The 26,102-nt window shown below is 42.1% G+C and carries 22 protein-coding genes and 1 pseudogene; 3 read left to right on the forward strand and 20 right to left on the reverse strand.

Annotated elements, in window-relative coordinates; translation table 11 throughout:
• Window positions 1-95: 95 nt before the first annotated feature.
• Both BW724_RS18765 and BW724_RS18770 read right to left on the reverse strand, forming a co-directional pair.
• On the reverse strand, window positions 96-416 hold the full coding sequence (locus tag BW724_RS18765; protein WP_088076666.1) for a hypothetical protein: 321 nt from the start codon (window positions 414-416) through the stop codon (window positions 96-98).
• Between the two features lie 367 nt (window positions 417-783).
• A complete protein-coding gene (locus BW724_RS18770; RefSeq protein WP_088076667.1) occupies window positions 784-1,836 on the reverse strand; it encodes a Na+/H+ antiporter NhaC family protein in 1,053 nt (350 codons plus the stop codon).
• A 232-nt stretch (window positions 1,837-2,068) separates the two neighbouring features.
• Between BW724_RS18770 and BW724_RS18775 the strand changes: the two genes are divergently transcribed.
• Window positions 2,069-3,289 (forward strand): IS110 family RNA-guided transposase, encoded by a 1,221-nt coding sequence (locus BW724_RS18775; RefSeq protein WP_088076668.1) that lies wholly within the window; start codon window positions 2,069-2,071, stop codon window positions 3,287-3,289.
• Between the two features lie 560 nt (window positions 3,290-3,849).
• Here the strand turns inward: BW724_RS18775 and BW724_RS18785 are convergent.
• From BW724_RS18785 to galU, 4 genes are all read right to left on the reverse strand, one after another.
• Window positions 3,850-4,548, reverse strand: a complete 699-nt coding sequence (locus BW724_RS18785; protein WP_088076670.1) for a DUF421 domain-containing protein — start codon at window positions 4,546-4,548, stop codon at window positions 3,850-3,852.
• 250 nt (window positions 4,549-4,798) lie between these two features.
• Window positions 4,799-5,710 carry a dihydrodipicolinate synthase family protein gene (locus tag BW724_RS18790; RefSeq protein ID WP_088076671.1) on the reverse strand — a complete coding sequence of 304 codons (912 nt, stop codon included), beginning with the start codon at window positions 5,708-5,710 and terminating at the stop codon, window positions 4,799-4,801.
• A gap of 594 nt (window positions 5,711-6,304) precedes the next feature.
• Window positions 6,305-8,311 carry a YjhG/YagF family D-xylonate dehydratase gene (locus BW724_RS18795; RefSeq protein ID WP_088078057.1) on the reverse strand — a complete coding sequence of 669 codons (2,007 nt, stop codon included), beginning with the start codon at window positions 8,309-8,311 and terminating at the stop codon, window positions 6,305-6,307.
• Between the two features lie 326 nt (window positions 8,312-8,637).
• Window positions 8,638-9,519, reverse strand: a complete 882-nt coding sequence (gene galU, locus BW724_RS18800) for a UTP--glucose-1-phosphate uridylyltransferase GalU (RefSeq protein WP_088076672.1) — start codon at window positions 9,517-9,519, stop codon at window positions 8,638-8,640.
• A 251-nt stretch (window positions 9,520-9,770) separates the two neighbouring features.
• Between galU and BW724_RS18805 the strand changes: the two genes are divergently transcribed.
• Window positions 9,771-10,793 carry an NADH:flavin oxidoreductase/NADH oxidase gene (locus BW724_RS18805; protein WP_088076673.1) on the forward strand — a complete coding sequence of 341 codons (1,023 nt, stop codon included), beginning with the start codon at window positions 9,771-9,773 and terminating at the stop codon, window positions 10,791-10,793.
• Window positions 10,794-10,847: 54 nt separating this feature from the next.
• Window positions 10,848-11,693 (forward strand): aldo/keto reductase, encoded by an 846-nt coding sequence (locus BW724_RS18810; RefSeq protein WP_088076674.1) that lies wholly within the window; start codon window positions 10,848-10,850, stop codon window positions 11,691-11,693.
• Between the two features lie 196 nt (window positions 11,694-11,889).
• On the opposite strand, the gene BW724_RS18815 is transcribed toward BW724_RS18810, so the two are convergent.
• The 14 genes and pseudogenes from BW724_RS18815 to BW724_RS18880 form a co-directional block, all read right to left on the reverse strand.
• Window positions 11,890-12,324, reverse strand: a complete 435-nt coding sequence (locus BW724_RS18815) for an RDD family protein (protein ID WP_088076675.1) — start codon at window positions 12,322-12,324, stop codon at window positions 11,890-11,892.
• A gap of 168 nt (window positions 12,325-12,492) precedes the next feature.
• Window positions 12,493-12,951, reverse strand: coding sequence for a DMT family transporter (locus BW724_RS18820; protein WP_088076676.1), 459 nt, complete (start codon window positions 12,949-12,951; stop codon window positions 12,493-12,495).
• A gap of 87 nt (window positions 12,952-13,038) precedes the next feature.
• Complete coding sequence (locus tag BW724_RS18825; protein WP_088076677.1) at window positions 13,039-13,464, reverse strand: DMT family transporter; 426 nt, start codon at window positions 13,462-13,464, stop codon at window positions 13,039-13,041.
• A 215-nt stretch (window positions 13,465-13,679) separates the two neighbouring features.
• Complete coding sequence (locus BW724_RS18830) at window positions 13,680-14,417, reverse strand: sulfite exporter TauE/SafE family protein (RefSeq protein WP_088076678.1); 738 nt, start codon at window positions 14,415-14,417, stop codon at window positions 13,680-13,682.
• A gap of 230 nt (window positions 14,418-14,647) precedes the next feature.
• Window positions 14,648-15,397 carry an SDR family NAD(P)-dependent oxidoreductase gene (locus tag BW724_RS18835; RefSeq protein ID WP_088076679.1) on the reverse strand — a complete coding sequence of 250 codons (750 nt, stop codon included), beginning with the start codon at window positions 15,395-15,397 and terminating at the stop codon, window positions 14,648-14,650.
• Window positions 15,398-15,687: 290 nt separating this feature from the next.
• A complete protein-coding gene (locus BW724_RS18840) occupies window positions 15,688-16,062 on the reverse strand; it encodes a putative zinc-binding protein (protein WP_088076680.1) in 375 nt (124 codons plus the stop codon).
• Window positions 16,063-16,532: 470 nt separating this feature from the next.
• Window positions 16,533-17,465: an IS3 family transposase gene (locus tag BW724_RS18845; RefSeq protein WP_140355011.1), complete on the reverse strand. Its 933-nt coding sequence runs from the start codon at window positions 17,463-17,465 to the stop codon at window positions 16,533-16,535.
• Window positions 17,466-17,473: 8 nt separating this feature from the next.
• Window positions 17,474-17,776: a transposase gene (locus BW724_RS18850; protein ID WP_088076682.1), complete on the reverse strand. Its 303-nt coding sequence runs from the start codon at window positions 17,774-17,776 to the stop codon at window positions 17,474-17,476.
• 203 nt (window positions 17,777-17,979) lie between these two features.
• Window positions 17,980-18,561 (reverse strand): hypothetical protein, encoded by a 582-nt coding sequence (locus BW724_RS18855; RefSeq protein WP_088076683.1) that lies wholly within the window; start codon window positions 18,559-18,561, stop codon window positions 17,980-17,982.
• Window positions 18,562-18,843: 282 nt separating this feature from the next.
• Window positions 18,844-20,036: pseudogene (locus tag BW724_RS18860) on the reverse strand (IS3 family transposase).
• 155 nt (window positions 20,037-20,191) lie between these two features.
• A complete protein-coding gene (locus tag BW724_RS23750; RefSeq protein ID WP_176371469.1) occupies window positions 20,192-20,365 on the reverse strand; it encodes a hypothetical protein in 174 nt (57 codons plus the stop codon).
• Between the two features lie 195 nt (window positions 20,366-20,560).
• Window positions 20,561-21,517, reverse strand: a complete 957-nt coding sequence (locus tag BW724_RS18870; RefSeq protein WP_088076684.1) for a nuclease-related domain-containing protein — start codon at window positions 21,515-21,517, stop codon at window positions 20,561-20,563.
• Between the two features lie 218 nt (window positions 21,518-21,735).
• Window positions 21,736-22,767, reverse strand: coding sequence for a CAP domain-containing protein (locus tag BW724_RS18875; protein WP_235849018.1), 1,032 nt, complete (start codon window positions 22,765-22,767; stop codon window positions 21,736-21,738).
• A gap of 277 nt (window positions 22,768-23,044) precedes the next feature.
• Window positions 23,045-25,990, reverse strand: coding sequence for a beta-mannosidase (locus BW724_RS18880; protein ID WP_176371470.1), 2,946 nt, complete (start codon window positions 25,988-25,990; stop codon window positions 23,045-23,047).
• Window positions 25,991-26,102 lie beyond the last annotated feature (112 nt).

Here is a 26,102-nt window from a genome sequence, read left to right on the forward strand (position 1 = left end):
CCCATCCTCCAGTTTGTAAACATGGGGACGGTTCTTCCGTTTACAAGTTTCCATTACCATACTGAAAGTGTGTAAATTAGTAACTAATAGCTCACCTAATGATACTTTTTTCGCAGTAATCTATTAACTCTCTTAACATATTCACTTTTATGTCGACCAAGTACATGTGACGCACGAAGCAGGATTTTGGAAGACGATGCAGTTCTTAAGAATGACACATCTTTCAGCTCAGAATCTATTAAAATTCGCCTTTCTAGCACAAAATGGGCATCACTTGTTTTATATAGATTTAAGATAATTGTTTCCTTTGCCTTTGGCTCATTTGTCCCCATATCAAATGTGCTTGAATCTAAGAGCACACCTTCAAACATGAATTTTCCGCATTCATAATTAAGAAGCTTATATTCTTTTTGCATAAATGTAACCCCTTTCATATGAGCATGTTGTAAACGCGGGGACGGTTCTGGTGTTTACAAACGGAATGAAACACCAGAAGTCTTCCCCGCGTTCTTGGCTGCAATTCAAACTCATCTCACAGCTTTATAGCTTTCCTATCTTAATCATATAGAACATTTCCAATCAAATAGAGGACAAATTATGACTATTTGTCAAACGTTCCTACAAACCTTCTTACATACTAAACTAGTCTCGGAAGAAGCAATCGAATGGAAAATGGTAAGCTATCAGTATGCCATTAATCACCTGAAACAAACTCTTTTTGATCATCTGGCGAAAGACCGTACTAACTCTCAAAAAGCAGCTCTTCCTCCTGTCTCACACCATTCACAACCCTTGTTGTTTCTGGTCGTAAACGGGAGAACCGTCCCTGCGTTCACTCCCACGTTTATGATTCACATATGAGTACGTCCATGTAATCAGTGGCATCACCAATAAGAATATTGCAAATGGCGCATACGTTAACACTGGTACTCCAACAATCGTACTGCATAGAATCGCCAAAAGGCTCCACGGCACAAGCCCTGCAAATACAACGGTGGAGTCTGCTATAATTCTAGCTAAATGCACGCTATTAAAATATGAATTCCAGTGTGGAAACAAAGTGCGAGCCGTAAGAATGATAGGAAACGACTGGTTTGGTGAAATTAGGGAAACACCTGCTGCGACACCAATAGATTGTGCTGTGTTTTTCGAAAGGGATGATTTATTGGAAAAAATTCTTTCGATGTATGGCTGAACCATTTGAGTGTCCTCCATGACCTGACAGTACGCCCCCACAATTAATATAAATATAATAAATGGTAGCATATCTAATAACCCATTTAATGAGTTTATTCCGAATGCGAGCCCTTCTAACCAAACACCAATTTCCACCCCGCGTCCAAGTAATATAACCACGGCAGTTACAATTCCTAATGTAAAACATCGTTTCATTTCCTGGCCTAACAGGATCATTATTAATAAAACCACTGGTGGAAGCAAGGAAACGGTTATCCCAATCCAATCTAATTGAGACACTGTCAAGAGTGCAGACGTCACCACCGTTTTTTTCACAAAAAAGTCTAGCAAAAGAAAAATGGATATTGTGAATGCAAAGCCCCACTTTAATGTTGGCATTATCGCCCTCAAATGTGCCCGAGAGTCTATTTCAACTGAGGCGCGAAGCAGCTGAAAAGAGCTAGAGATTGGCGATGTGCGGTCCCCAACAAAGCCACCGGAAATAAGTGCTCCTGCAACAACTGCACCAGGAAGCCCCAACTGCTCCCCTGCCACCATCATCGGCACCCCTACGATACTCAGGCTGGCGATGGCGGAACCAACAACCATGGACATCATGGCAGTGACAAGAAACGCGATGGTAAAAAAACATACTAACATTAGTAGTACAGACCCCGGCCAGGGTTTGTGCTACTATTTTTTTATAGTAGAAGTGAAGTGAGGCCGACCAGCCTCTGGGACCATTATGGAGTCCGTATAAAAAACCGGCCGACTTCACACCCTTATTTGAATCAGTTTAGTATGTTGGGTCCGTAGAGATCGAGTAAAAGAAAGTGGAATCGATAAGGCAATGTGAAGGCTTCTATGATTGGCAAGAGAAGGAGAAATGAACATGAAACATGTACTGGCGTTCGATGTTAGTATGGGGAAAAGTACAATGGTTATCTATAACCGTTATAAGAAATGTGAATTTGAAGGCGAAATCAATCATAATAAAACGTCTTTTAAAGCATTAAATGATAAGATTTGTGAAATTACTACACTAGATGGTCAAGCACCTGACATTGTATTTGAAGCATCAGGAGTTTACTCAAGAGCTTTAGAATACTTCTGTCAAACAGAAGGGCACACCTATCATAGAGTTAGCCCATTAGAAGCAAATCTACAAACGGCTTCCATGCGCCGGCATAAGACGGATAAGAGTGATGCTCACGAGCTCGCTAAATCCCATTTTCGAACAGAACGTTCAACGACGTACCAGGAAGAAAGCTATTATAAACAAATGCGTGCACTAACACGTTATTATGATGAATTAGACAGTGAAGTCATTGATCTTTTCAGCCGAATGCACGCTATTTTACAACAAAGTTTCCCTGAATTAGAGCGTATGTTTTCCAAACGCTCTGCACTCTTTTTAAATATCGTTCAACTTTATCCCCACCCCGATGAAGTATTGGGATGTTCCAAAACCGTTATACGAAATAGAATAAAAGCGAATACAAAAAAGAATTTATCCCTTGCCCGTGCCGAAGCAAAGGCTATAGAGCTACTTAATGCAGCGAAAGATTCTTATCCAGCAATTTCACAAGATGATGTACGCTGTGATCAAGTACGAGATTACGCTAAACGTATCACAGAACTAAAAGAGAAAAAAGAACAGCTAGTAAAACAAATGGTTGAACTTTCAAGAGAACGTAACGAATATCAAGTGTTACTTTCCTTCCCGGGGATTGGTGAAGTAACAGCCGTAAGACTTATTGGAGAATTAGGGGATCTACGCCGTTTCCAAAGCCACAAACAATTAAATGCTTATGTCGGGATCGACATCATGCGGTATCAATCTGGAAATACATTTTACAAAGATAAAATTAACAAACGGGGAAATAACAAGCTACGAAAAATCTTATACTTTATGATTCAGACGATGATTAAATTACGTAAAAGAATCAAGAATCATATTGTAGAGTACTATGATAAATTAAAAACGCAACCTCAAGGGAAACCCCATAAAGTTGCGTCGATTGCGTGTGTGAACAAGTTTTTGAAAGTGGCATTCCATCTACTCACACACAACATCACCTATGATTACGAAGAAGCATCAGCCACTTCGTAAATAGTTATCTATACTATACCATACTTGACCTTTCGAAAAAACTTATCTCGTCAGGTCTATTTGGCATGTGCAAATTAATTTTGAGTTGGAGGGGTACCCCTCCAACTCAAAATTAATTCATCCAACATAAATAAAAAAAGATGAAAACACTTGACTGTAGGTAAGAAATAGGTTGGGGAAATTAACGACAGAAATAATTCATTCAGGTGGTTGATCGTGCCTGAATAATACCACGTCGGCAAAAGGAGCCCGATGAAAAAAAGCAGCCAGGCCACATTCACATTGCGTTTTATCCCCTTCTTTGAAGATTTAAGTACGTCTCTCAATTGAAAACCATTACGCCTTCCGAAAAACGAGATTAATAGAAAGCCCGGAATAATCGCCAAATAAAGTGGAAAATCCAAGCTAATTGCCACCATCAACATGGTGACCGTAACAAAAAATATCAATAGCACTTCGTATAAAGCAAATTGTCTCTGCATCATCGGAGGGACGGTTCTTGCGTTTACAATTGTCAGACAATTGTAAACGCAAGAACCGCCCCCATGTTCACCCCCATGTTAAGTTTTCATTTTATCATCTTTGCTGTCAATATAAAGGGAGCCGTCCTGTTGAACTTCCGCATAGAAAACTTGTGATATATCCTTTATTCCAGCTTGGATCAACCGGTTTTTTAACCAATTCTCACTTAAATCTAATCTCGAAAGGTTATTAGTAATTACCCTTCCATCCGAAATGACTTCCGTAGAAGCAGGGTAAATAGTCATATTTTGTGGAACATTTATATCTCCCTTTGTCGCTGGAAGTTTGTTTTGTTTTAATTTTACAGATAGATACCCGCTCGTTTCAAAATAGGCGCTATCCACATCATTCAAGGAAAACACACCTTGTTGCCTTAAGAGTGTCTTTAAACTATCCATATCTAGGCGTGTCGTTCGCAGGGAATTCTCCATGATTTTCCCTTCCTTAATCACAATAATCGGTTCCCCCGTCGTAACTTTTCGAGCCTTTTTAAACTTTATATCAATAACTTCCATTATTAATGTGAATATTGTCCAACCCACCAGAGCCATAACGCCGTTACGAATACTTAAGTTGGGGTTTGTCGCGAGATTCGCAGTAATTGATCCAATAGCAATTGCCGAAACAAAATTGAAAAAAGTCATCTGTGCTATCTCTTTCCTACCCATTATTCTAGCTAGGACAAATAGCACTAGATAGGCCGTAATCAAACGAAGCAATAGATTTGTCAGTTCCATATAGTAATTCCTCCAAGTTCTTGATAATCCTAACATGGATATTGTTTCCTTAAATGTTAAGAAATATTCGAATGGAGGCGTCAGACGTTGACTAATCATTATTTGCTCGCTTTATATGTAGTAACTAATTTTTATTAGGTTTTTTGTTAAAAAGATCACCTGTTTAAGACAAAAAGACCTAATCCAAATATAGATCAGGCCTTTTCGTGAACGCAAGAACCGTCCCTTCGTTTACCAGCCACCACACGTTTTACAGGGCTAATTTGGTCATGATTTCTTTTAGCTTTTCTACTCTTTCTGGTTCTAGTTTTTTGACCGGTGGTAAAACTTCTGTTGAAACTTCTACACCGCTCAACACGATTGCTTCCTTGATAACGTTCACGAATGGTGTTGCCAACGTGTACATGCTAGGAATTGCGGCAAGTTTTTCATTCAGTTCTAGCACTCTCACAAAATTTTTCCCAACAAATGCTTGGCAAGCTTCAATAGAAATTTCCGGCGCAAAGTTCCCACTTGCCGAAATAATCCCATCGCCTCCAAGGCTCAGCGTATTAATGAGAAGATCCTCAAATCCACAGAGGACGCTGAAATCTGACTTGTAACCTTTAACTTGATGAATCATCTCCCGTACATGCCCAATGTCATTGACCGTTTCTTTAATCCCAACGATATTATCATGAGCTTGAACTAGCTTGAGGACAAACTCCGCCGAGAGGTCCTGACCTGTGAGGGCTGGGAAATTATATAAGAGCACTGGCAGGTCTGTCGCAGCTGCGATCGTGCTGAAGTGGTGAAAAAGATAGTCAGCCTCTAGCTTCGCATAGTAAGGATTGATCACAACAACACCATCTGCCCCAATCATTGCAGCATGCTCATTCAGTTCCATCACTTCACGCGTGCTAGTTGCTCCCGTCCCTATCAGCACGGGCACCCGACCATTGACATAAGTCACTGCAAATTCAGCCACTTCCTTCCGCTCACCTTGGCTCATTTGACTGAATTCTCCCCCAGTCCCAAGGAAAAAGAGTCCATTGACACCTTTGCCTATTAAATGATCAATCAAACGGCCCATGCCTTCCTTGTCCAGAGCCCCTTCTGTTGTTACGATCGTTGACACTGGCGGAATGACCCCAGTGAAAGGATTGTTATTTTTATTGATCATGATCTCGTCCTCCTCTACAATTTTTTCGTTCGTTTTTTTGTATAAAAAGGTAAAGTATCTCTATCTCACGCGAAGTTGCGTAGATTTCCCTTTTTCGCGTGCGATTAGCTGTCTATAGAACGCGAACTCACGCGGATTCCTCTTTTTCGCGTACGATTAACTGTCTATCGAACGCGAATTCACGCGGATTCCTCTTTTTCGCGTGCGATTAACTGTCTATCGAACGCGAACTTACGCGACTTTCCCTTTTTCGCGTGCGATTACACCTCTATCTCACGCGAACTTACGCGACTTTCCCTTTTTCGCGTGCGATTAGCTGTCTATCTCACGCGAATTTGCGTAGATTCCTCTTTTTCGCGTGCGATTAGCTGTCTATCGAACGCGAACTCACGCGGATTCCTCTTCTTCACGTGAGATTAACGCTCTATCGAACGCGAACTCACGCAGATTCCTCTTTTTCGCGTGAGATTAACGCTCTATCGAACGCGAACTTACGCGACTTTCCCTTTTTCGCGTGAGATTACCCGCCCAATTCAATAATTAGTTACCTGAATCAGGAGTCAGCCCCACCGTCAGGACGGATCTACCCCAAGCTTAGTCCCCAGCTTCCATTCCCTTTCGAAGTACCTCGATGATTTTGTCCACATCATAGACACTTCCTTTCCAGGTGCCGCCGCTTGCAGCCTGCAGTGCGGCCCATAACCTCGTGTCATCAGGAAGGTCTGCGTTAGCAGCCAAATCTGGGTGAGATTCCCTCGAAGCGAGGACAGCCGCACCCTCTTTTTCCCCAAGCTCGTAAGAATTCGCCCCAGATCCAGAACTACGCCCAGACCCAGCTCCAACTTCAGACTCAGTTCCTGCCCCAATTCCAGCCCCCTCCCCGGCCTCGCCAACAAAATTAATTGAAGCTTCGAGCTCGCGGCAGTCGATCCGCACTTCTACCACATCTCCGTCACGCAGCTTGCCTAACGGACCTCCAGCCAGAGCTTCTGGACCGACGTGGCCGATGCAGGCCCCAGTGGACACGCCAGAGAATCGTGCATCCGTGATGAGAGTGACGTGCTTCCCGAACGGCAGGTGCTTCATCGCTGATGTAACCTGGTAGGTCTCTTCCATTCCCGTTCCAGACGGCCCGCATCCCATCAAGATGATGATGTCCTTCGCCTTGATGTCGCCAGATTTAATTGCCTTGATAACCGCCTTTTCAGATTGGAAAACTTTGACCGCACCCTTATGATAATAGACGCCATTTTCATCTAAGGTAGAAGGATCGATCGATGTGGATTTCACAACGGACCCCTCCGGCGCAATATTTCCAGTTGGAAAAGTGATCGTTGATGTCATGCCAATTTCCTTCGCTCTCTCGGGACTCATGATCACATCGTCCGGGTCAATTCCGTCTTGTTGCAATCGCGCCCTCACAAGCTTGCGACGCTCCGAGTGCTCCCACCAATCGAGAACATCTCCGAGTCGTTCTCCAGTGATCGTCTTGACGTTGAGATCCAGCAACTCTAGTTTTCGCAGATGCAACATTACTTCAGGCACACCCCCTGCTAGGAAAACACGGACGGTTGGATGATCCATTGGGCCATTCGGCAAAGCACTCACGAGGCGCGGAACTTGTTTGTTGATTGACTTCCAGTCTTCAATGTCCGCGACTCGGCGACCTGCCGCATGGGCAATCGCCGGTATGTGCAATAATAGATTGGTAGAACCACCAAAAGCGGCATGCACCACCATAGCGTTTCTGATCGCTGCATCAGTGATAATATCCTTCGTAGTAAGATTCTGTGAAATGGCATTCGTTACAGCCCTCACTGATTGGCGAGCCATTTCCTTCCAAATCTTCTCACCAGATGGTGCCAATGCGCCATGTGGAACGGTGAGTCCAAGGGCTTCCGCTACCACCTGGGCACTTGCTGCTGTTCCAAGGAATTGACAGCCCCCACCAGGTGTCGCACAAGCTCGACAACCTAATTCAGCTGCTTCCTTTAATGTGATTTCCTCTTTTGCATATCTTGCTCCAATGGTCTGAATTTTCCCTGCATCTTCTCCTGATGTTGGTGGTAGCGTGACTCCACCTGGGACAATCACTGTCGGAAGATCATGCATCGCTGCAAGCCCCATAATCATGGCAGGCAGACCCTTATCACAAGTTGCAACTCCCATCACAGCCTTCCTTCGTGGCAAGGATCTGATTAGTCGACGCATGACGAGCGATGCGTCATTTCTATATGGAAGCGAATCAAACATTCCTGTTGTTCCTTGTGTTCGTCCATCACATGGATCACTTACAAACCCTGCAAAAGGAATATTACCTTGTTTTTTCAGCTCACGGGCAGCTTCCTTCATCAGCACGTCCACTTCCCAATGCCCAGTATGATAACCAAGGGCTAATGGGGAGCCATCTTCTTCCTTTATTCCACCTTGTGTACCAAGGATCAAAACTTCCTGTCCTGTTAGTTGGTTCGGCTTCCATCCCATTCCTACGTTTTGGGAAAGGCCAAATAAATCACCACTACTCCAGTTAAGGAGCATCTCATGGGTCAAGGGTAATTCTCCTTCAGGTCCTGCATTGTGAGTTCTCATTGCAGTGATCATTTCGTTTAAACTCTCGTTTGTATCCAAGTCTGAACTTGAATCTGATTGCGCGCTCGAGTCGTTTGAATGCGTTTCCATTATTTCTTTTAATCTATCAATATGAGACAAGAAACCTCTCCCCCTTCTCTATCTATATCAAGTATCATAACATAAAGATTGTGAACGTAGGGACGGTTCTTGCGTTCACAAAGATAGGATAAATCCGACTTGTTATGCATGCAACAACAATTGATTCGTCCATGCAATAAACAATGCATAAACGCAAGAACCGTCCCCCTGATTACACCAGGAGGACGGTCCAAAAAGCTTTCATTACTAATCACATCTTATTTATTTAATTCAGTCAATGTTTTTTCTAAATACGCTCGAACGTCGTCTTTCAGGTCATCTCGTTGTAATGCGAAATCGACAGTTGCTTGTACAAAACCAAGCTTATCACCTACATCGTAACGGTTCCCTGTGAATTCATAAGCTAAAACGATTTGTTCTTCATTTAGTTTCTTGATCGCATCTGTTAGCTGGATTTCGTTTCCTGCTCCTGGTGGAAGCTCTTCAAGAATGCGGAAGATTTCTGGACGAAGAACGTATCGACCCATAATAGCATAATTAGAAGGTGCTTCTTCCACTTTAGGTTTTTCCACAAGATCATCCACATGAATGACACCTGGCTCAATTTCTGTTGATTTTGGAGCAACGATTCCATATTTTGAAACATCCTGGTCCGCAACTGGTTGCACCCCTACTACCGATGAATTGTAGCGTTCGAACGTATCAATGAGCTGCTTCAAGCAAGGTGTATCTGACTGAACAATGTCATCACCAAGTAGGACAGCAAATGGCTCATTGCCAATGAAGTGGCTTGCACATGAAATCGCATGACCTAACCCCAACGCTTCTTTTTGGCGAATATAGTGAATGTTTGCCATATTAGAGATAGCCTGCACTTCTTCAAGCATAGCCATCTTCTGTTTTTTCAACAATGTTTCTTCTAGTTCGTATGATTTATCAAAGTGGTCTTCAATGGCACGCTTACCTCGACCACTGATGATGATAATATCTTCAATCCCTGATTCAATCGCTTCTTCCACAATATATTGAATCGTTGGTTTATCTACGATTGGCAGCATTTCCTTCGGTTGTGCTTTTGTTGCTGGTAAAAATCGAGTCCCTAATCCTGCAGCAGGTATAATGGCTTTTCTTACCTTCATGATTTCTTTCACTCCTCGAACTATAAATAAGTTAAACTACCTCCCCCTATCATATCATTAATTTGCAAAGTAAACGAGGGTGAACACAGGGACGGTTCTTCCGTTTACTGGCGTAAACGAGAGAACCGTCCCTGCGTTCAGCATTTTGTTTGACTCTTCACATAATAAGGTGTAAAACGATAGTAAGCCCTTACATGATTCATAACAAAACTACACACAATTTACTCGAATAAAGAAAGGATGATACTTTTATGCCTACACTACTAGACTCATTTCAACTCAAAGGGTTACAACTAAAGAATCGAATCGTGATGCCACCAATGTGCCAATATTCCGTAACAGCAAAGGACGGGATACCGAACGACTGGCATTTCACTCACTACACTAGCCGTGCCGTTGGAGGAACAGGTCTCATCATCATGGAGATGACAGATGTAGAACCAGACGGGAGAATATCTGACTATGACCTCGGATTGTGGTCAGACGAGCAGATTCCAGCATTCAAACGAATTATTGAAAGCTGTCAATCATATGGAACAAAAGTTGGCATTCAAATTGCCCATGCTGGAAGGAAAGCTGAAGACGCACCTCAACCAGTATCCTCTACTTCAGAAGCCTTTTCTGACCAATATAAAGCACCGAGGGAATTAACGACTGAAGAAGTGCAGGACATGGTGAAAAAATTCGAAGCTTCTTTCGAACGTGCAGTAAAAGCCGGTGCCGATACGATAGAAATCCACGGCGCCCACGGATACCTTATTCATCAGTTCCACTCCCCTCTTACAAACAAAAGGGATGACATATACGGAAAAGATAAAGCCCGTTTCGGCGTGGAAATCATTGAAGCTGCTCGCAGGGTAATACCAGAAGATATGCCACTACTCATGCGAATTTCCGCTGTGGAATATGCTGAAGGAGGTTATGATCTAGACTATTCACTCGAACTTGCAAAAAAATATAAAGAAGCTGGTGTAGATATGTTCCATATTTCTTCCGGTGGTGATAGTAATTCTGGACCTGCCAGTTCAGGGCCTGGCTATCAGTTAGACCTAGCCAAATCCATGAAGGAATCCCTTCAAGTTCCGATCATTGCGGTTGGAAGATTGGAAGATCCAAAACTGAGTGACGAATCCGTTCGCGAAGGAACTGCAGATTTGATTGCTGTGGGGCGCGGCATGCTAAGAAATCCATACTGGGCCAACGATGCATCCATTACCCTTGGAGGAGACCCGCTGACACCAACCCCATTAGGCGCAGCCTATAGTATCAAATAATTTTTTCCAGTTCTATAAAGGGTTTAATAATTAGTTATAAAGGAGGAAATAAAAATGACAAAGAGTTTGCAGGATACAACAACTTTGCACAACGGCGTGAAAATGCCTTGGTTTGGTTTAGGTGTATTCAAAGTTCAAGATGGTGCTGAAGCCGTGGAATCCGTTAAAGCCGCCATTAAACATGGATATCGAAGCATCGATACAGCAGCCATTTATCAGAATGAGGAAGGCGTCGGACAAGGAATTAAAGCGAGTGGCGTCCCTCGCGAGGAGCTTTTCATCACGTCCAAGCTTTGGAATGCAGATCAAGGATACGACTCCGCCCTTGAGGCGTTCGAAACGAGCTTAAAGAAGTTAGACCTCGATTATCTAGACCTTTATTTAATTCACTGGCCTGGCCCGGATAAAAATAAGTTTATCGAGTCTTGGAAGGCATTGGAAAAACTCTACAAGGACGGGAAGGTCCGTGCCATTGGGGTTAGTAATTTCAAGATTCATCATTTAGAAGCATTGATGAGTCAAACAGAAATCAAGCCAATGGTGAATCAGGTGGAATATCATCCACATCTTGGTCAATTAGAGCTTCTTGATTTTTGCCGAAAACAGGAGATTCAACTAGAAGCTTGGTCGCCGTTAAAACAAGGTCAACTCTTAGATGAACCGACCCTAACAGCAATTGGCGAAAAATACGGTAAATCTGCGGCACAAGTAATCTTGCGCTGGGACCTGCAAACAGGTGTCGTTACCATTCCGAAATCAGTGAAGGAGCACCGCATTGTTCAGAATTCTGACATCTTTGATTTTGAGCTATCTGCTGAGGACATGGCGGAAATTGCCGCCCTCAACAAAGAGGAGCGCGTCGGTGCAGACCCAGACGAGTTTACATATGGGTTTGAATAACTAAGAAATTCAAAGAGTTTGAGCATGTTAAAAACAGTTCTTTAGCAAAAACTAAAGAACTGTTTTTATAGTTTTTTTATCGACTGTTTTCTTCGCCTAAAATGCTACACAGCCGTTATCAACTCACTTTAACGACTGTTTTCTTATCAAAAACTAAAAAATGTCTTTATAGCTTAAGAACTCAGTAATTCATGCGTCATTTCGCCTCAGGTAAGTTTGAAGTCACATATGTTTTAGCTAACAAATCGTGAATCGATCGTTTGTCCTCGCGTTTTGAAACAAATAATGCACTAACAACACCAACTATCCCGAAGGTAGCACTATAAATGGTGTGAATGAGCAATTCACGAATCAGCATCGTCAAAAGAGTTAACCTTTGACCTGCAACATGTTCAATTCTAATTCCTATGATGCGCTTCCCAAGCGTGTAACCATTCCAAAGTAACGGAAGAAAAATAGTGTTCAAGTATGATAAAATCACGGCCGACACAAATAGAAAGCTTATAAATGATTCCCCATTGTATACCGTAATACTTAGAAAAAACGCAATAGCGAAGACAATGATAAGGTCTAGTGCCATTGCAACGAACCGCTCAACAATACCAACTGGACTGTCCGTAACTACGTTCATAAAAGTGCTCCCCACCCTTTCCGTAACTGCTTACTTTAAGTGTATCACACTCTCCTACAATTGGTATTGAAATCCCAATTTCACTTCGATAAATATCCAAAGACTATCAACTATATGCCTTTTTCCAAGCAGACAGTTCTCATTACCTTCTATATAGAAATATCTTCTTTATGTACTTTTTTCATCAACATATCCACTTTTATATTTAAAAACAATGACACCGCCAATGATGATAATTATTCCTACAAGTTTATTAAAACTAAATGGAATTTTTTCAAGACCAAGCAAGCCTAGAGAATCCCAAATTAGGGCTGTCCCAAGCTGTGCCGTTAAAACAATGGCGATGGAATAGGTCGGGCCAAGCCGCCTGATCGCTTGCACTAGACAAAAAACAACCCCAACACCAGTAACTCCCCCAAGCCAGTACCACGATTCCATTTGAAGAAGTTGGGATGCGTTAAACTCCCCCATCAAGATGCTTGCGACCAATGCAAAGATAAATCCCATGCTGAGAACTAGGGAAGTTGTCAGCCATGAGCCAGTTTTTTCATTCACTTTATTATTGAAAACAGTCTGAATGCTGACGAAAGCACCAGCGACTGCCGCTAATATTATTCCCAATACCATAATTCATTCACTTCTTTCTTCTTTCTTTCGAGCCTCTTCTATAAAAAATCGACTCCTGTCTCAGCAAGCCATTATACTGCTTCATTATTAAAGCTGAATGATGATAACACCAAGGATCATCATTCCGATACCAACAAATTGCCAGCCATGAAGCTTTAGTTTTCGCAACCCAAAAAGACCTGTTGCATCCACAATAAACGCCATCACGATTTGCGCAATTAAGAGAACGGAAATCGTAAGGGTTACCCCAATCGTTTGGATTGCCGTCACTTCATTAAAGATGATGAGAAGCCCAAAGGCACCACCAAATAAGTAAGGCCACTTCACTTTTTGCAGATCACTGTAATGGCCGTCCCTCACAACGGCAAATATAGAAAAAGCAAGTATGAATCCAGTCAGTTGCGTTATAGTTATCGCTTGAAAAACTCCAATATCCTGACTAATCCTAGCGTTCACTACTCCTTGGAGAGTGATAAAACTTCCGCCGAGCAGGGCAAAAATAATACCTTTCATTTTCTAGTTCCTTTCCTTTATATAATTACAAAATGTTTACTGCAGGTTGACTTCATTTTAATTAGCTTTTAAATTTCCAAAATCCTCTTCAGTTTATTTAGTGTTTACCATTTATCTATGAACAATCTAATTTTTCACAAAGATTTGAGCCATCAATTATGTTTCCACAACTAAAAGGCATGGACCACTCACACGCAGCACCCACACCCCTTTATTTAACCAAAAATGATCAAGTTAGCAGCCGCGACAGCCACCACGATCGCCGCGATCTTCTTTATTTTTGCCTGGGATAGCTTCGCAAACAATAAGACCCCAACCCGCGAACCCACCAGGACACTTACAAGTCCGACTAAAAAGTACCCAAGGAAATCCACAGTGAAGTCACCACTCACACCGTGGAGCGCCACTGTCATCACTGCCGTCAGCAAAAATGTAATTTGAAGGTTCGCACTGTAAGCATATTTATCATTCGGAAAAAGCAGCATGAAATAGAATACAAAGAATGGCCCTCCCACTGCGAAAATGCCGCCAATTAAGCCCCCGCCTAAACCAAGAGCAATAGGCAACCACGTTCCATTCACCTTCTTGTCGGGATTAGGCGGCTTGCTCCGGAACAAATAAACGACGACACCAATTAGGAAAATACCGAGGATAACTTTTAAGATGTCATGTTCTCCATAGTTATGTAGAATGAAGAACCCCCCAAGCCGCCCTACAAGCGCAGCAGTCAAAATCACAATCAACGACTTCCATTGAATGTGTTTAAACATTTGTAGGGCAATGCTTGCCGAGAGGACTAGGGCTAGGGAAACGACGAGGAGCGTGCTTTCTTTTACGGTAAAAAAGAAAGGTAGAAAGCTCATCGCAACGAGTCCAAACCCAAACCCACTGACCCCTTGAACAAAACTCCCAAACAATAATATAAGAAAAATAATGAGCAATTCAATAACCATAGTGTTGTACAGACCTTTCTATATATAAGTGGATGGGCAAATGCGTTTGAACCAAATCCCATTAATCATCAATGAACAGTCGCTGAAGCTTCGGATTTTTTCACACAAAAAGAAATGACCTCACCCAATCAGCAAAAAGGCCATTTCTCTCATTATAACTTATTCCACTCGAAATTTAGTAAGATTCGTCTTAAAATGTAATGTCTTGTCCAAGTCCGAAATAGAATCCTCTAGTTGACCAATCTGCCGCCGTCAATGACATAATTTGATCCCGTAATCCACCTTGCTTTTTCAGATACTAAAAACATAACGAGATTTGAAACATCTTCAACCCTACCAACACCTAAAGGATAAGGCTTTGCCGCCTGCTCCAAAAACTGTCCATATTCTTTTTCCGAAACCACATCATTCGTCACTTGGAAGCCTGTATCAACTAGTCCTGGGTTCACGGAATTCACTCTAATCCCATACTGCGCTAGCTCCTTGGCCAATGACCGCGTCATCATGTCGATGCCCGCCTTGCACGTAGAGTAACCGATGGAGCTACCGCTAATTTTAGAAGAAATGGACGATATGTTTAAAATGGAACGGTTTACTCCCTCCCCCGCTTTCAGAAGTGGCAGCATTTTTTTCGTCAGTTTGTACGGCGCGTTTAAATTCACATCGATCATTTTTTCCCAATCATCGGTTGCTAGTTCCTCAATGCCGCCCGCAGTAATAATCCCCGCATTATTGATGAGCACATGAAGCTGGCCAAATTGGGATTTGATTTGCTCATACGCCTTATTGATGTCCCCTTGGCCAGTTACATCTCCGGGGATAAATTTGTAATTGCGGCCGAGCTCCTTGGCAACACTCTCCCCACGCCCTTTGTTTCTAGACATGGATACAACGACGTACCCTTCTTGGATCAGATCCTTGGATATTTGGAGTCCCATTCCATGCGAACCTCCAGTGATCAATGCCACCTTTTGAGTCATTTTTTTATTACCCCCTTTTTTGTTTTGTTTGGGAAAAATTAAATTGGTGGAATTCTAATTGGGCTGCCCCAGAATAAGATTGCTTTTATATATATGCTAAAGCGTTCACCAAAAAATAGCTATCATTTCATTCCATGGTCATAAGTTTCACCCTGATTTAGTTTGCTATTTTATTTATGCTATATCTCACCCTGATTTAGTTTGCTATTTTATTCACGCAAAAACTAAATTAGCTTGCTCTTCACGCTCAATTACAGTTTTATTAACTCAAACATATCTCTAATAGAGCATTATTGTGTTGCACATAGTTCTAATACAGTGTTGTACACATTATCAACGTTTTCTGGATCAGGGTCTTTCCCCTTTAACTTTGGAACATCATAATCAGACAGGTCTATGTGGTACGTCGGTGTAACATCATGCCGAGCAAGACAGCTCTTAGTGCATGCCAATGGACAGCCATCAATCGCAATAATATCCCTGCCCGACTTTGCCGTTTTCACTAGCGGTTTTACATCTCCACCCACTCCAGCAATACACGACATTTCAGCTATTTTTTCCCGATCCATCTTTATTGCAACCATGTTTGCTGTCTGCGCAGCCGATGAACACCCTGAGCAAGAATAAACGAGAGGCAGATTAGCTTTTTTTAATTTCACTTCCATAAGTTGAATCCTCCTTAATTTAGTTTGATTATTCCATTAATTCTAGGAGGTTTCTCAGGATTTTGAAATGATATTCGTCACAATGAGTGGTTGGACTGGGGTCTATACATGGTGTGGATTAATAGCTTTATCACAAGGAGGATTTCTGACTGCATTTTTTCAAAATGCGGACTAAATTCCTTCTCTCATGCAATTCTTGGCCGCATTCTCTTAAAATGCGGACTAGATTCTACCTCTATCCCATTTCTTGGCCGCATTCTCTTAAAATCGGGCCAACCCCCTAAGTTTGGACACATACTCTAAATATCTTACTTATTCGTTGATTCTTATTTTTCTTCTTTTGTCCTTATTCAGTGTAGCCACCTCTTTCATTCCATCAAGGGTAAAGGCTACGCCCTCGCTACGCTCACCCTTGATTCCATTCCAGAATTGGCTGATTTATTTTTGGGACAAAAGAAGGCAAAATAATACTACATAGCTAGCTCCATAGATTGAACTAATCCTGCTTGCCATCTCTTCAAAAACTCTCTAGGTGGCCAATCATTAAGGCTGCCATGATATCTTCTTTCATTGTAAAAACGTATATAATTATCCACTTCTCTATAGGCTTGCTCAAAAGTAATAAATTCAAATATTTGATAACATTCTCTTTCTAATAAACTATGAAATGACTCTATATAAGCATTTAGGTTAGGAGATCTTGGTGGGATTCTCTCATGCTCAACCGTCGGTTGACTACTACAGAATTCATTGAATTTATGGCTACAGAATTGTGGTCCATTATCTGTTCTAATGATTAACTGTTGGTCACTATCGGCGTGTATTCCCCTAACTAACATGGCCTTCTGAAGCATTCTAACCACATCTGTAGCTTCACAAGATTTGCCCCTATAATGACCTACAATCGTTCTGTCGAATACATCAATTGCGCTCGCCAAGAAAAAGAATCGGCGAGATGAAGTGACATAACCATATTTTATATCTACTTGCCAAAGTTGGTTAGGTCCAGTTACAATGCGGTTTTTAGCTAGTCTACGAGGGTATTTCACCTTTTTCTCTCGTTGTGGTAATAATATATCTAACTCTCTACACAACCGGTAAACCTTCTTTTTATTTATAATTAGCTTATATTTTCTTTGTAAGCAACGAGTCAGTCTACGATAACCATAAACAGACTCCTCGCCTTCAATTAATTTCATGAGGTAATTTTTAATGGTTTTATCTAAGATTTTGTTCCCTCTTCGGGTTCTTGAATAGCCTGGAATAGGACGCCCGCCAGTCCTTTCCTTAGGAGTTGAACTATGAGAAATCCGATAATAATAGGTAGAACGGTTGATTCCTAGTACTCTTAAAACTCGTTTGGCTGGAAAACCCTCTTCTATCCACTCTTTAGCAAGTTCAATTTGCTGATCTAGCCCTTCAAGTTTTTTTTTACCTGTTCTCGAAGTAAGGCAACTTCTAACTCTTTTTCCCCTAAAAGCTTCATTGCATGGTCATATTTAGCTTGTAAATCTGATTGAGTGGAATTCTCCGAAAGAGGTAGAACTCCTTCTTCTTCCATATCTGATTCTATCTCATCTCTGTATAGCTTGACCCATGTTTGTAAAGTCTTAGGAGCTACACCTACCTTTCGTGCAATAAATGAAGTATTACCTGATTCTAGTGCCATACGAACATATTTCTTCTTCACTTCTTCGAATGGTCCCTTACTCATTTCCGACTCCTCCTCCTTATATAATTTATTTTATAATTTTATGTTTGAGGTGTCCAAATGAGTTAGGGGGCTAAATAGAAATGCGGACTAGATTCCTCCTCTCACGCATTTTTTGGCCGCATTCTCTCAAAATGCGGACTAGATTCTACCTCTATCCCATTTCTTGGCCGCATTCTCTTAAAATGCGGACTAGATTCTTCCTCTCATGCATTTCTTGGCCGCATTCTCTCAAAATGCGGACTAGATTCTACCTCTATCCCATTTCTTGGCCGCATTCTCTCAAAATGCGGACTAGATTCTACCTCTATCCCATTTCTTGGCCGCATTCTCTCAAAATGCGGACTAGATTCTACCTCTATCCCATTTCTTGGCCGCATTCTCTCAAAATGCGGACTAGATTCTACCTCTATCCCATTTCTTGGCCGCATTCTCTCAAAATGCGGACTAGATTCTACCTCTATCCCATTTCTTGGCCGCATTCTCTCAAAATGCGGACTAGATTCTACCTCTATCCCATTTCTTGGCCGCATTATTCCAAAATGCGGACTAGATTCTACATCTACACCATTTCTTGGCCGCATTCTATTAAAATACGGACTAGATTCTACCTCTATCCCATTTCTTGGCCGCATTCTCTCAAAATGCGGACTAGATTCTACCTCTATCCCATTTCTTGGCCGCATTATTCCAAAATGCGGACTAGATTCTACATCTACACCATTTCTTGGCCGCATTCTCTCAAAATGCGGACTAGATTCTACCTCTATCCCATTTCTTGGCCGCATTTGGTCCTCTGTCAAGAAAGTAGACAAAAATTAGAGAGAAATATCGGTTATATGAGTTGATTTTACAAACTTCCGTTAAAGAATTCTGATACTTAATATTCTTATAACTTGGTTAGATGTCCATCAGCTGGGTTCTCTCGTTTCTTCGCAACTTGACACGGAGCCTCTGCGGGCATGTGTTCCTAGCCACGAAGCCACATAGGTTACAGAACCTGTGGCTCGCCAAGGAGGCTAACATACCCGCCACTCCGTGTAAAGTTGCTTTGTGTCTGCCACTTGAGATTATGCGGCACTTTCTCCTTTGTCTGCTTTTTGCTTATTGCCATGGAGTTTTTCGTACTCATTTGGCGATACATAGCCTAATGTCGAATGGCTCCTTCTTGCGTTATAAAAGCTCATGATGTACTTCCATATTTCCTTAGCTGCTACTTCACGGTTCTCAAACTTCTGTCTGTACACTAGCTCTTTTTTAAGTGAGGAAAAAAATGACTCCATGCACGCATTGTCATAACAGTTTCCTTTACGACTCATACTTATTTGCATGTTACATTCCTTAAGCCGATCAATGTAATCCTGAGAGGTATACTGACTTCCTCGGTCAGAGTGGTGGATTAACCCTTCCCCTGGTTTTCTTGAACTAATAGCTCGTTCCAAAGCTCTTAATGGCAATTCTTTTGTCATCGTTTTATCTGTAGCCCACCCTATGATTTTTCGGGAGAACAAATCCATCACTGTCGCTAAGTACAACCAACCCTGCATTGTCCAAATATACGTAATATCCGTTACCCAAACACTATTTGGTTTGTCTACTTCAAACTGTCTATTTAATAGATTAGGGTAAATTGGATTTTGATGCTTAGAATCCGTTGTTACCACAAACTTTTTCTTCGGTGTTGCTCGTAACCCCATTTCCCGCATATATTTACCAACAGTTCTTTCAGCTATTTTAATCCCAAGTTTCCATAATTCCCTGGTAATCCTAGGGCTACCATAAACAGACCTATATTCAAAGAATAGCCTACGGATCTTTGCCATTAACCTCTTTTTTCTTTGCTTACAAGGCAAGTTGTTTTCTTTGCTGGTTTTTATCCATTTATAATATCCACTCTTTGAAACCTTTAGGACTTCGCACATCTTCACAACTCGAAATTCCTTTCGGTGCTCATACATAAAGTTAAACTTAACTATCGGCCTTTCATGAAGATGTGCGCCGCCTTTTTTATAATCTCATTCTCCTCCTTTAATTCATTAATTTGATCTAGCAGTTCTTTCTCACGTTTCTTGTACTCTCCAGGTGTAATATATTCTGTTCCTTCTTTACTTTGCTTTAACTTTTCCCGATACTTTTTTACCCAGCGATATATGTTTTTGCTTGAGATATCCATTTCACTACTAACCTCTGTAGCTTTCTTTCCTTCTTCTACTACTAACTTAGCGATATACTCTTTAAACTCCTCATCATAGGTTTTAATCATTTTGACACGCTCCATTTCTAGATTATGGTTTTATTCTCTCCATAACGTGTCCACTTTATAGTCTAGACCCACATTCTCTTAAAATGCGGACTAGATTCCTCCTCTCACGCATTTCTTGGCCGCATTCTCTTAAAATGCGGACTAGATTCCTCCTCTCACGCATTTCTTGGCCGCATTCTCTCAAAATGCGGACTAGATTCTACCTCTATCCCATTTCTTGGCCGCATTCTCTTAAAATGCGGACTAGATTCTACCTCTACACCATTTCTTGGCCGCATTATTCCAAAATGCGGACTAGATTCTACCTCTATCCCATTTCTTGGCCGCATTCTCTTAAAATGCGGACTAGATTCCTCCTCTCACGCATTTCTTGGCCGCATTCTCTCAAAATGCGGACTAGATTCCTCCTCTCACGCATTTCTTGGCCGCATTCTCTTAAAATGCGGACTAGATTCTACCTCTATCCCATTTCTTGGCCGCATTTCACTGCGTCCTATAACACCCTACCTGTTCTCCCCCACATCTTAATATAAATCCTCGTTTGAATCACGATCCCTTTTCTCAACATAGTATGAGTTTTTCCCATACCCCATTCTAGAAAAATTTTTTACTAGAACCCTTCTAATTGATCGGACTGACACAGCACCACCACACCAGTTATAAATTAATTCAGTAGTTATTTTCATATCAGGAAAAAGCCATATTAGCTCTTTAATAGTGCGAAGAATTGCTTCATCCATTTTCTCGGAGCACAAACAGTTAGGACACTTTATAATCATTTTATTAGATATATGAATATAAGAAGTACCACAGTTTTCACAAAACACCCCCGAATCCAGTTCCTCCAATGCATACTTAGGAAGATTACGATACTGATCCTCCTCTTTCCGCTGGGACAAAATGGCCTCCGCATATTTCATGTGGCGCTGATTAAGTTTTACAGACAACTGGCCTTGCAAATGGTTGATGAAGTTGTGAAGTTGAGTTGGATAAATGATTGGGAGGTCTTTGGGAGCTTGTTTCAAGGTGAATTTCTGATTTACAAAAACAAGGAAGGGCTTAATAGTTAGGTGAATGCCGAGACTATGAAGTAGTTGACGAAGCGAGGCTTCCGTACGTTCAAGTTGAATCATAAAATTTTTTGCTTCTTTATTCGAATTACAGAAATACCACTTCCTATCTTGAATGTAATAGTCCCCTTCAGAGGTTTTAATTTCAAAGATGTAAATGGACGAGTGGCTAATGATGGCTGAATCGATTTGAAACTCTGAATTATTTAGCTCAAACAATAGATCATTTAGAACGAGACCATGACCATTAAGACCTTTGAGGAGCTCATCAAACTGCTCCTCTCCTTGAAAACCTTTGACTTGATTGGAAAAATAAAGTTGGATATCCTCTGGAAGTTTGGATCGGCATTGGAGGATTTTCTGAAGCTTAAGTTTTAGTGGAAACTCACGGGGTTTTAATAGAGTGACCATCTGAAAAACCACTTCCCTTCTTCTCTATTTAATTGTGAAACATTTCACTTTCATTTTAACCCTACCCATAGAATTTTTCAACAAAAAAAGAACAATCGTTCCCTAAAAAAGGAGGTCCGATTGTTCAAAATTGATTAAAGTCTATTTTAGTTTTCGATTTCAGTGAAAAAACAGTTCACATGTGCCCAACACAAATACCTACACCCTCAAGTCACCACTCATCTCGTCATAAACAACTGCGTCCAATAGTGCCTATAGTCACCACCGCTCGCGTACCCAACACCCATGTGGGTAAAGTCCCCGTTGAGAATATTGGCACGGTGGCCGTCGCTGTTCATCCAGCTATCAACTACTGCCGCTGCAGAAGCTTGTCCACCTGCAATATTCTCCCCAGCCCTACTGTAGGACAGGCCGTAATGAGCCATCATGTCGAAGGGGCTGCCGTAAGTTGGTGATGTATGTGAAAAATACTTGTTGTCCCTCATATCCTCGGACTTTGTTCTAGCCACAGCGCTCAATGTACCGTCTGTTTTGAAAGCTGCTAGGCCATCTGCTTTTCGAATATCATTCACTAAAGACAGAACCTCTTGCTCAAATTGACTAGCATTTGGTGAAGTTCCACTCGATTTCGGCTTCGTTTCTTCTTTCGGTTTGGCTTCTTCCTTTGATTCCGAGTTTGAATCGGATTTGCTAGCATCTTTATTTCCTTTATCCCCGCCGGATTTAGAGCCATCATTTGAGCCTGAACCAGAATCTGAACCAGATCCAGATCCAGAACCGGAATTACCATCAGAACCACCTGACCCTGAACCAGACCCGGACTTTGCTCCAGAATCAGAATCCTTATCAGATTTAGATCCGTCGCCTCCAGAACCAGATTTACCCTCTTCTTTCTTGGTTGATTCATCGTTTTTGCCAGCACCAGAGTTATCTCCGTTTCCAGCATTCCCAGCGTTTCCACCATCACCCTCGCCGTCTCCATCTCCATCATCTGAGCCCGTGCCTTGACCTGCATCGTCCTCTTCTTCTACATTTTCAACCTCATCTTCTTTAGCTTCCCTCTCCATTTTTGCAAAAAGAAAGTCACCTAACTCTACATCTATTTTTAGATTCACATTATGATCAAGACGCTGCCCGTGGTCTGATGCTAGCTTCATGTCCTCTGCAGTAGCAATTCCCTCACTACCACAAGCGGCTTGGAAAACTAGTATAATTAATGCTACGAATGCTAAAATATAATTCTTATTCATCGTTTGCTTACCTCCATTTTTAGGGGAAATTCCCAATCTCCCACTATGGTTGTCCGCAAACTATTCTATCATTTCTTTCTACTAATTTTTATCGAATCTATTAAATATTTACAAATTAACACAAAATGAGCCTTCCTTCCTACAAAATTCTCCAGGCACACATAGACTGCTCCACTGCACCTCCCAATACCAGAAGAAGAAATATGAGAAATTCCGACAGCCCAGAAAACCTACCCCTAGGCCACTGTAACTCAGCAAAGATCATCTCTCCACACACCTAACCACGCAAATTAATAATCTTCTCCCCGTTTACATAAATTTTCAGTTGCTCCCTAAGTTGCTCCTTGCTTAAGCTTAGCCTACCGCTACCAGCACTGCCCATAATTGCACCCTTTTGAATTCCCACCCTTCGTGGCACACCAGGTAGCAAATCAAAATAGTTATTATCAAATTTACAATCATAATCACTTAGGTCAAGCATGACAAACTTAGCTAGAGTCGAACTAACCAAACTCACAACGAAACCCTCTTCCGTCTCTTCTAATCTAGTCTTAATGGAAGGTCCCACCCATTCAAAGTGCTTCGGTGGAACAAATAATGTCGTCCCTTCACTGATGACATTGCCTCCAAATTGCGCAACTCGCCGCGCCTCCTGTTGAAATTGCGCAACTCGCCGCGCCTCCTGTTGTTGAAATACCTGTTGGCGTTTCCCTAGTCGCTCCTCATGTTGTCCTTGTTGTTGCCTCCCATCTTGCCGCCCCCTAAAATTACGCTTCCCTACATCTTTCTCACCTTCACTCACGAGACAATATTGAAAATAAGTTTTCCTCACCTGCTTCATGTCCGTCAATTCCCTAGAGAAATCCAACTCCACTATTTTTTTCGCCTGTAAAGCAGGAACTTCCGCAACCACTTCCCCGGACGCCAACAATTTCCCATCACTCTCGCAAAGCTTCCACAGGACCTTTCCTGTCACAACCTCTCTCGTATCATTCGTCACAGTCAAACTCATTTCACGTGCAACGACATCTTCCTCACATGACAGAAGAATAGGGGAATAAAATTTCTTAGCCGCATGATGCAATGCCTTCCAGCGCCCATAATAGTCAATGCTAGACCACGAGGCAACAGGCCAACAGTCGTTCAACTGCCAATAAATAGATCCCATGCAGCGACCACGTTGTCGACGCCAATGCTCCACACCGTACTTGATGGCTTCAGCCTGCAGGACCTGCGATGCATACAATAACTCCTCAAACCCATGGGGATACTTTAAATACTGACTTAAATAGTGCAAGATTAAGCCATTCCCAGCATCATTTTTCTGATGACTTTCCATGACGTGGGAAAAAATATTGTGGTCCTCCGGTTCAGCGAACTCCTGAATTGTTTTCAAAGCTGGAAACGATTGAAATCCAAACTCCGAGCAAAAACGAAAGTAAAATTTTCGATAATCAGTAAAAGGCTTTTTCCCATGCCAGACGTCCCAATAATGGACATTTCCGCTGTTGGAATCATTCGGGTTGTTAAAACTGCCGCCAGAAGATGGTGAAGCAGGCCAATAAAAGGTATCTGGATCATGTTCGTCCAATACACTTGGGAGCAGCTCTTGAAACAGCTTCAAATAATCCCGCCTCAAGTGGTCAGGCTTCGGGAAATCCCAGTCCTCCCACGCCAACTCCATCTCATTGTTTCCACACCATAACCCTAACGAGGCGTGATGCCGCAACCTTTTCACATTATCAATTGCTTCTTGTTTTACAGAGGAAGCAAAATCCTCGGTGAGCTGATACGTGGCACATGCGAACATAAAATCCTGCCAGACAATGAGCCCGTACCGATCACATAGGTCATAAAAATGATCCCTTGGATACACACCACCGCCCCAAACACGAAAACAATTGAAATTAGCCTCAACACAATCTTGAATGAGCCGCTCTGTTTTTTCCTCGTCCACTCGAGTCAACAAACTATCCTCAGGGATATAATTGGCACCCTTCGCAAACAAATCCACCCCATTTACAACAAAAGCGAAGGACTCCCCCCACTTATCCTTTTCCCGTTTCACCTCAATCGTGCGAAGCCCAATTTGGAACCTTTTCTCGTCCACCGACTCAACGCCATTCCCACGCTTCCTCTTCAACACCACCCGAACTTGATAAAGGGGCTGCTTACCATATCCATTCGGCCACCAGAGCTGAGGATTTTTTATGAAAAACGTAGTCTCGTATTCTGACTCAGTCTGTGTTATCTCTATTTCCTTATTGAGCACAGTTTTTATCCCCAGGTCACTCATGGTTGTGTTTATTGGACCCTCAATAATTACCTCCGCAAAAAGAGTGTCGTGATATGACACAGAATTAATGGTGTTTTCTCCGCTCCGCACTTCTGGAGTTTCTCTAGCTGTCTCTCCCCTTTCCTCCCCTCCTATAACTCCGTTGACTCCCCCACTCCCCGCTCTACTGTCATCTCCGTCTGTTTCTCCCCTGAATTCTCCGCTCTCAACTCTACTGTTTTCACCTTTATATTCTCCAACGCCCCCAGATGTTTTAGGGAAACTAGCAATCTCTGATTTAACAGATAGATTAACCCCTCTATCTGTGTGTTCCTGTGAAAACTTCACATCTTGAACTCGCCCACACTCGTAGCCAACGATGGATATATCACGCCATACTCCCATATCTGGCAACTGTGGACCCCAATCCCATCCAAACATAAAGTGAGCTTTTCGAATTTGAGAGATTCCGGGCATGACACCATTGGTTGTATTCCAAACATCAGGGAACTTTCTTTCTAGCTTTTTTACATGCTCCGTTGGGGAAAAAAATGTGATCGTTATTTTATTCCGTCCCTCACGCAAGTCGCTGCAATCTAATTCATAGCTCCTATGCATATTGTCCGTCAATGTCATGAGGACATCATTCAGGCGAATTTCCGCCAATGTATCTAGACCTTTAGCTGATAAAAAAATGCGTTCGCAGGCAAATAAGTTTTGTGACACATGAAATTCCCTTTCAAATTGATAATCGTACTCCGTCCATTTTTTTACTTCTATTTCCTCGTCTCTGTAAAATGGATCTTCTATTTCCTCCTCCTGCAGAAGGTTAGAGAGGACCGTGCCTGGAACTGTAGCCCCTAACCACTCCCCATTTCCCTCCAGGGGACTCCCCATTTTTCCTAATCGGCGCATTCTCCACTTCCCGTTCAAATCCAATACAACCATGCTCTCATTGCCCCTTCCATTTGGATGGCGTTAGCTCCTGTTGAAAATCTTTATAACGAACTTCGATATGCAAACGGGTAATTCCTTCAAAAACAAAGGGACGGTTCTTGCG

The organism is Litchfieldia alkalitelluris (genome assembly GCF_002153425.1).
GTDB classification, from domain to species: domain Bacteria; phylum Bacillota; class Bacilli; order Bacillales; family Salisediminibacteriaceae; genus Evansella; species Evansella alkalicola.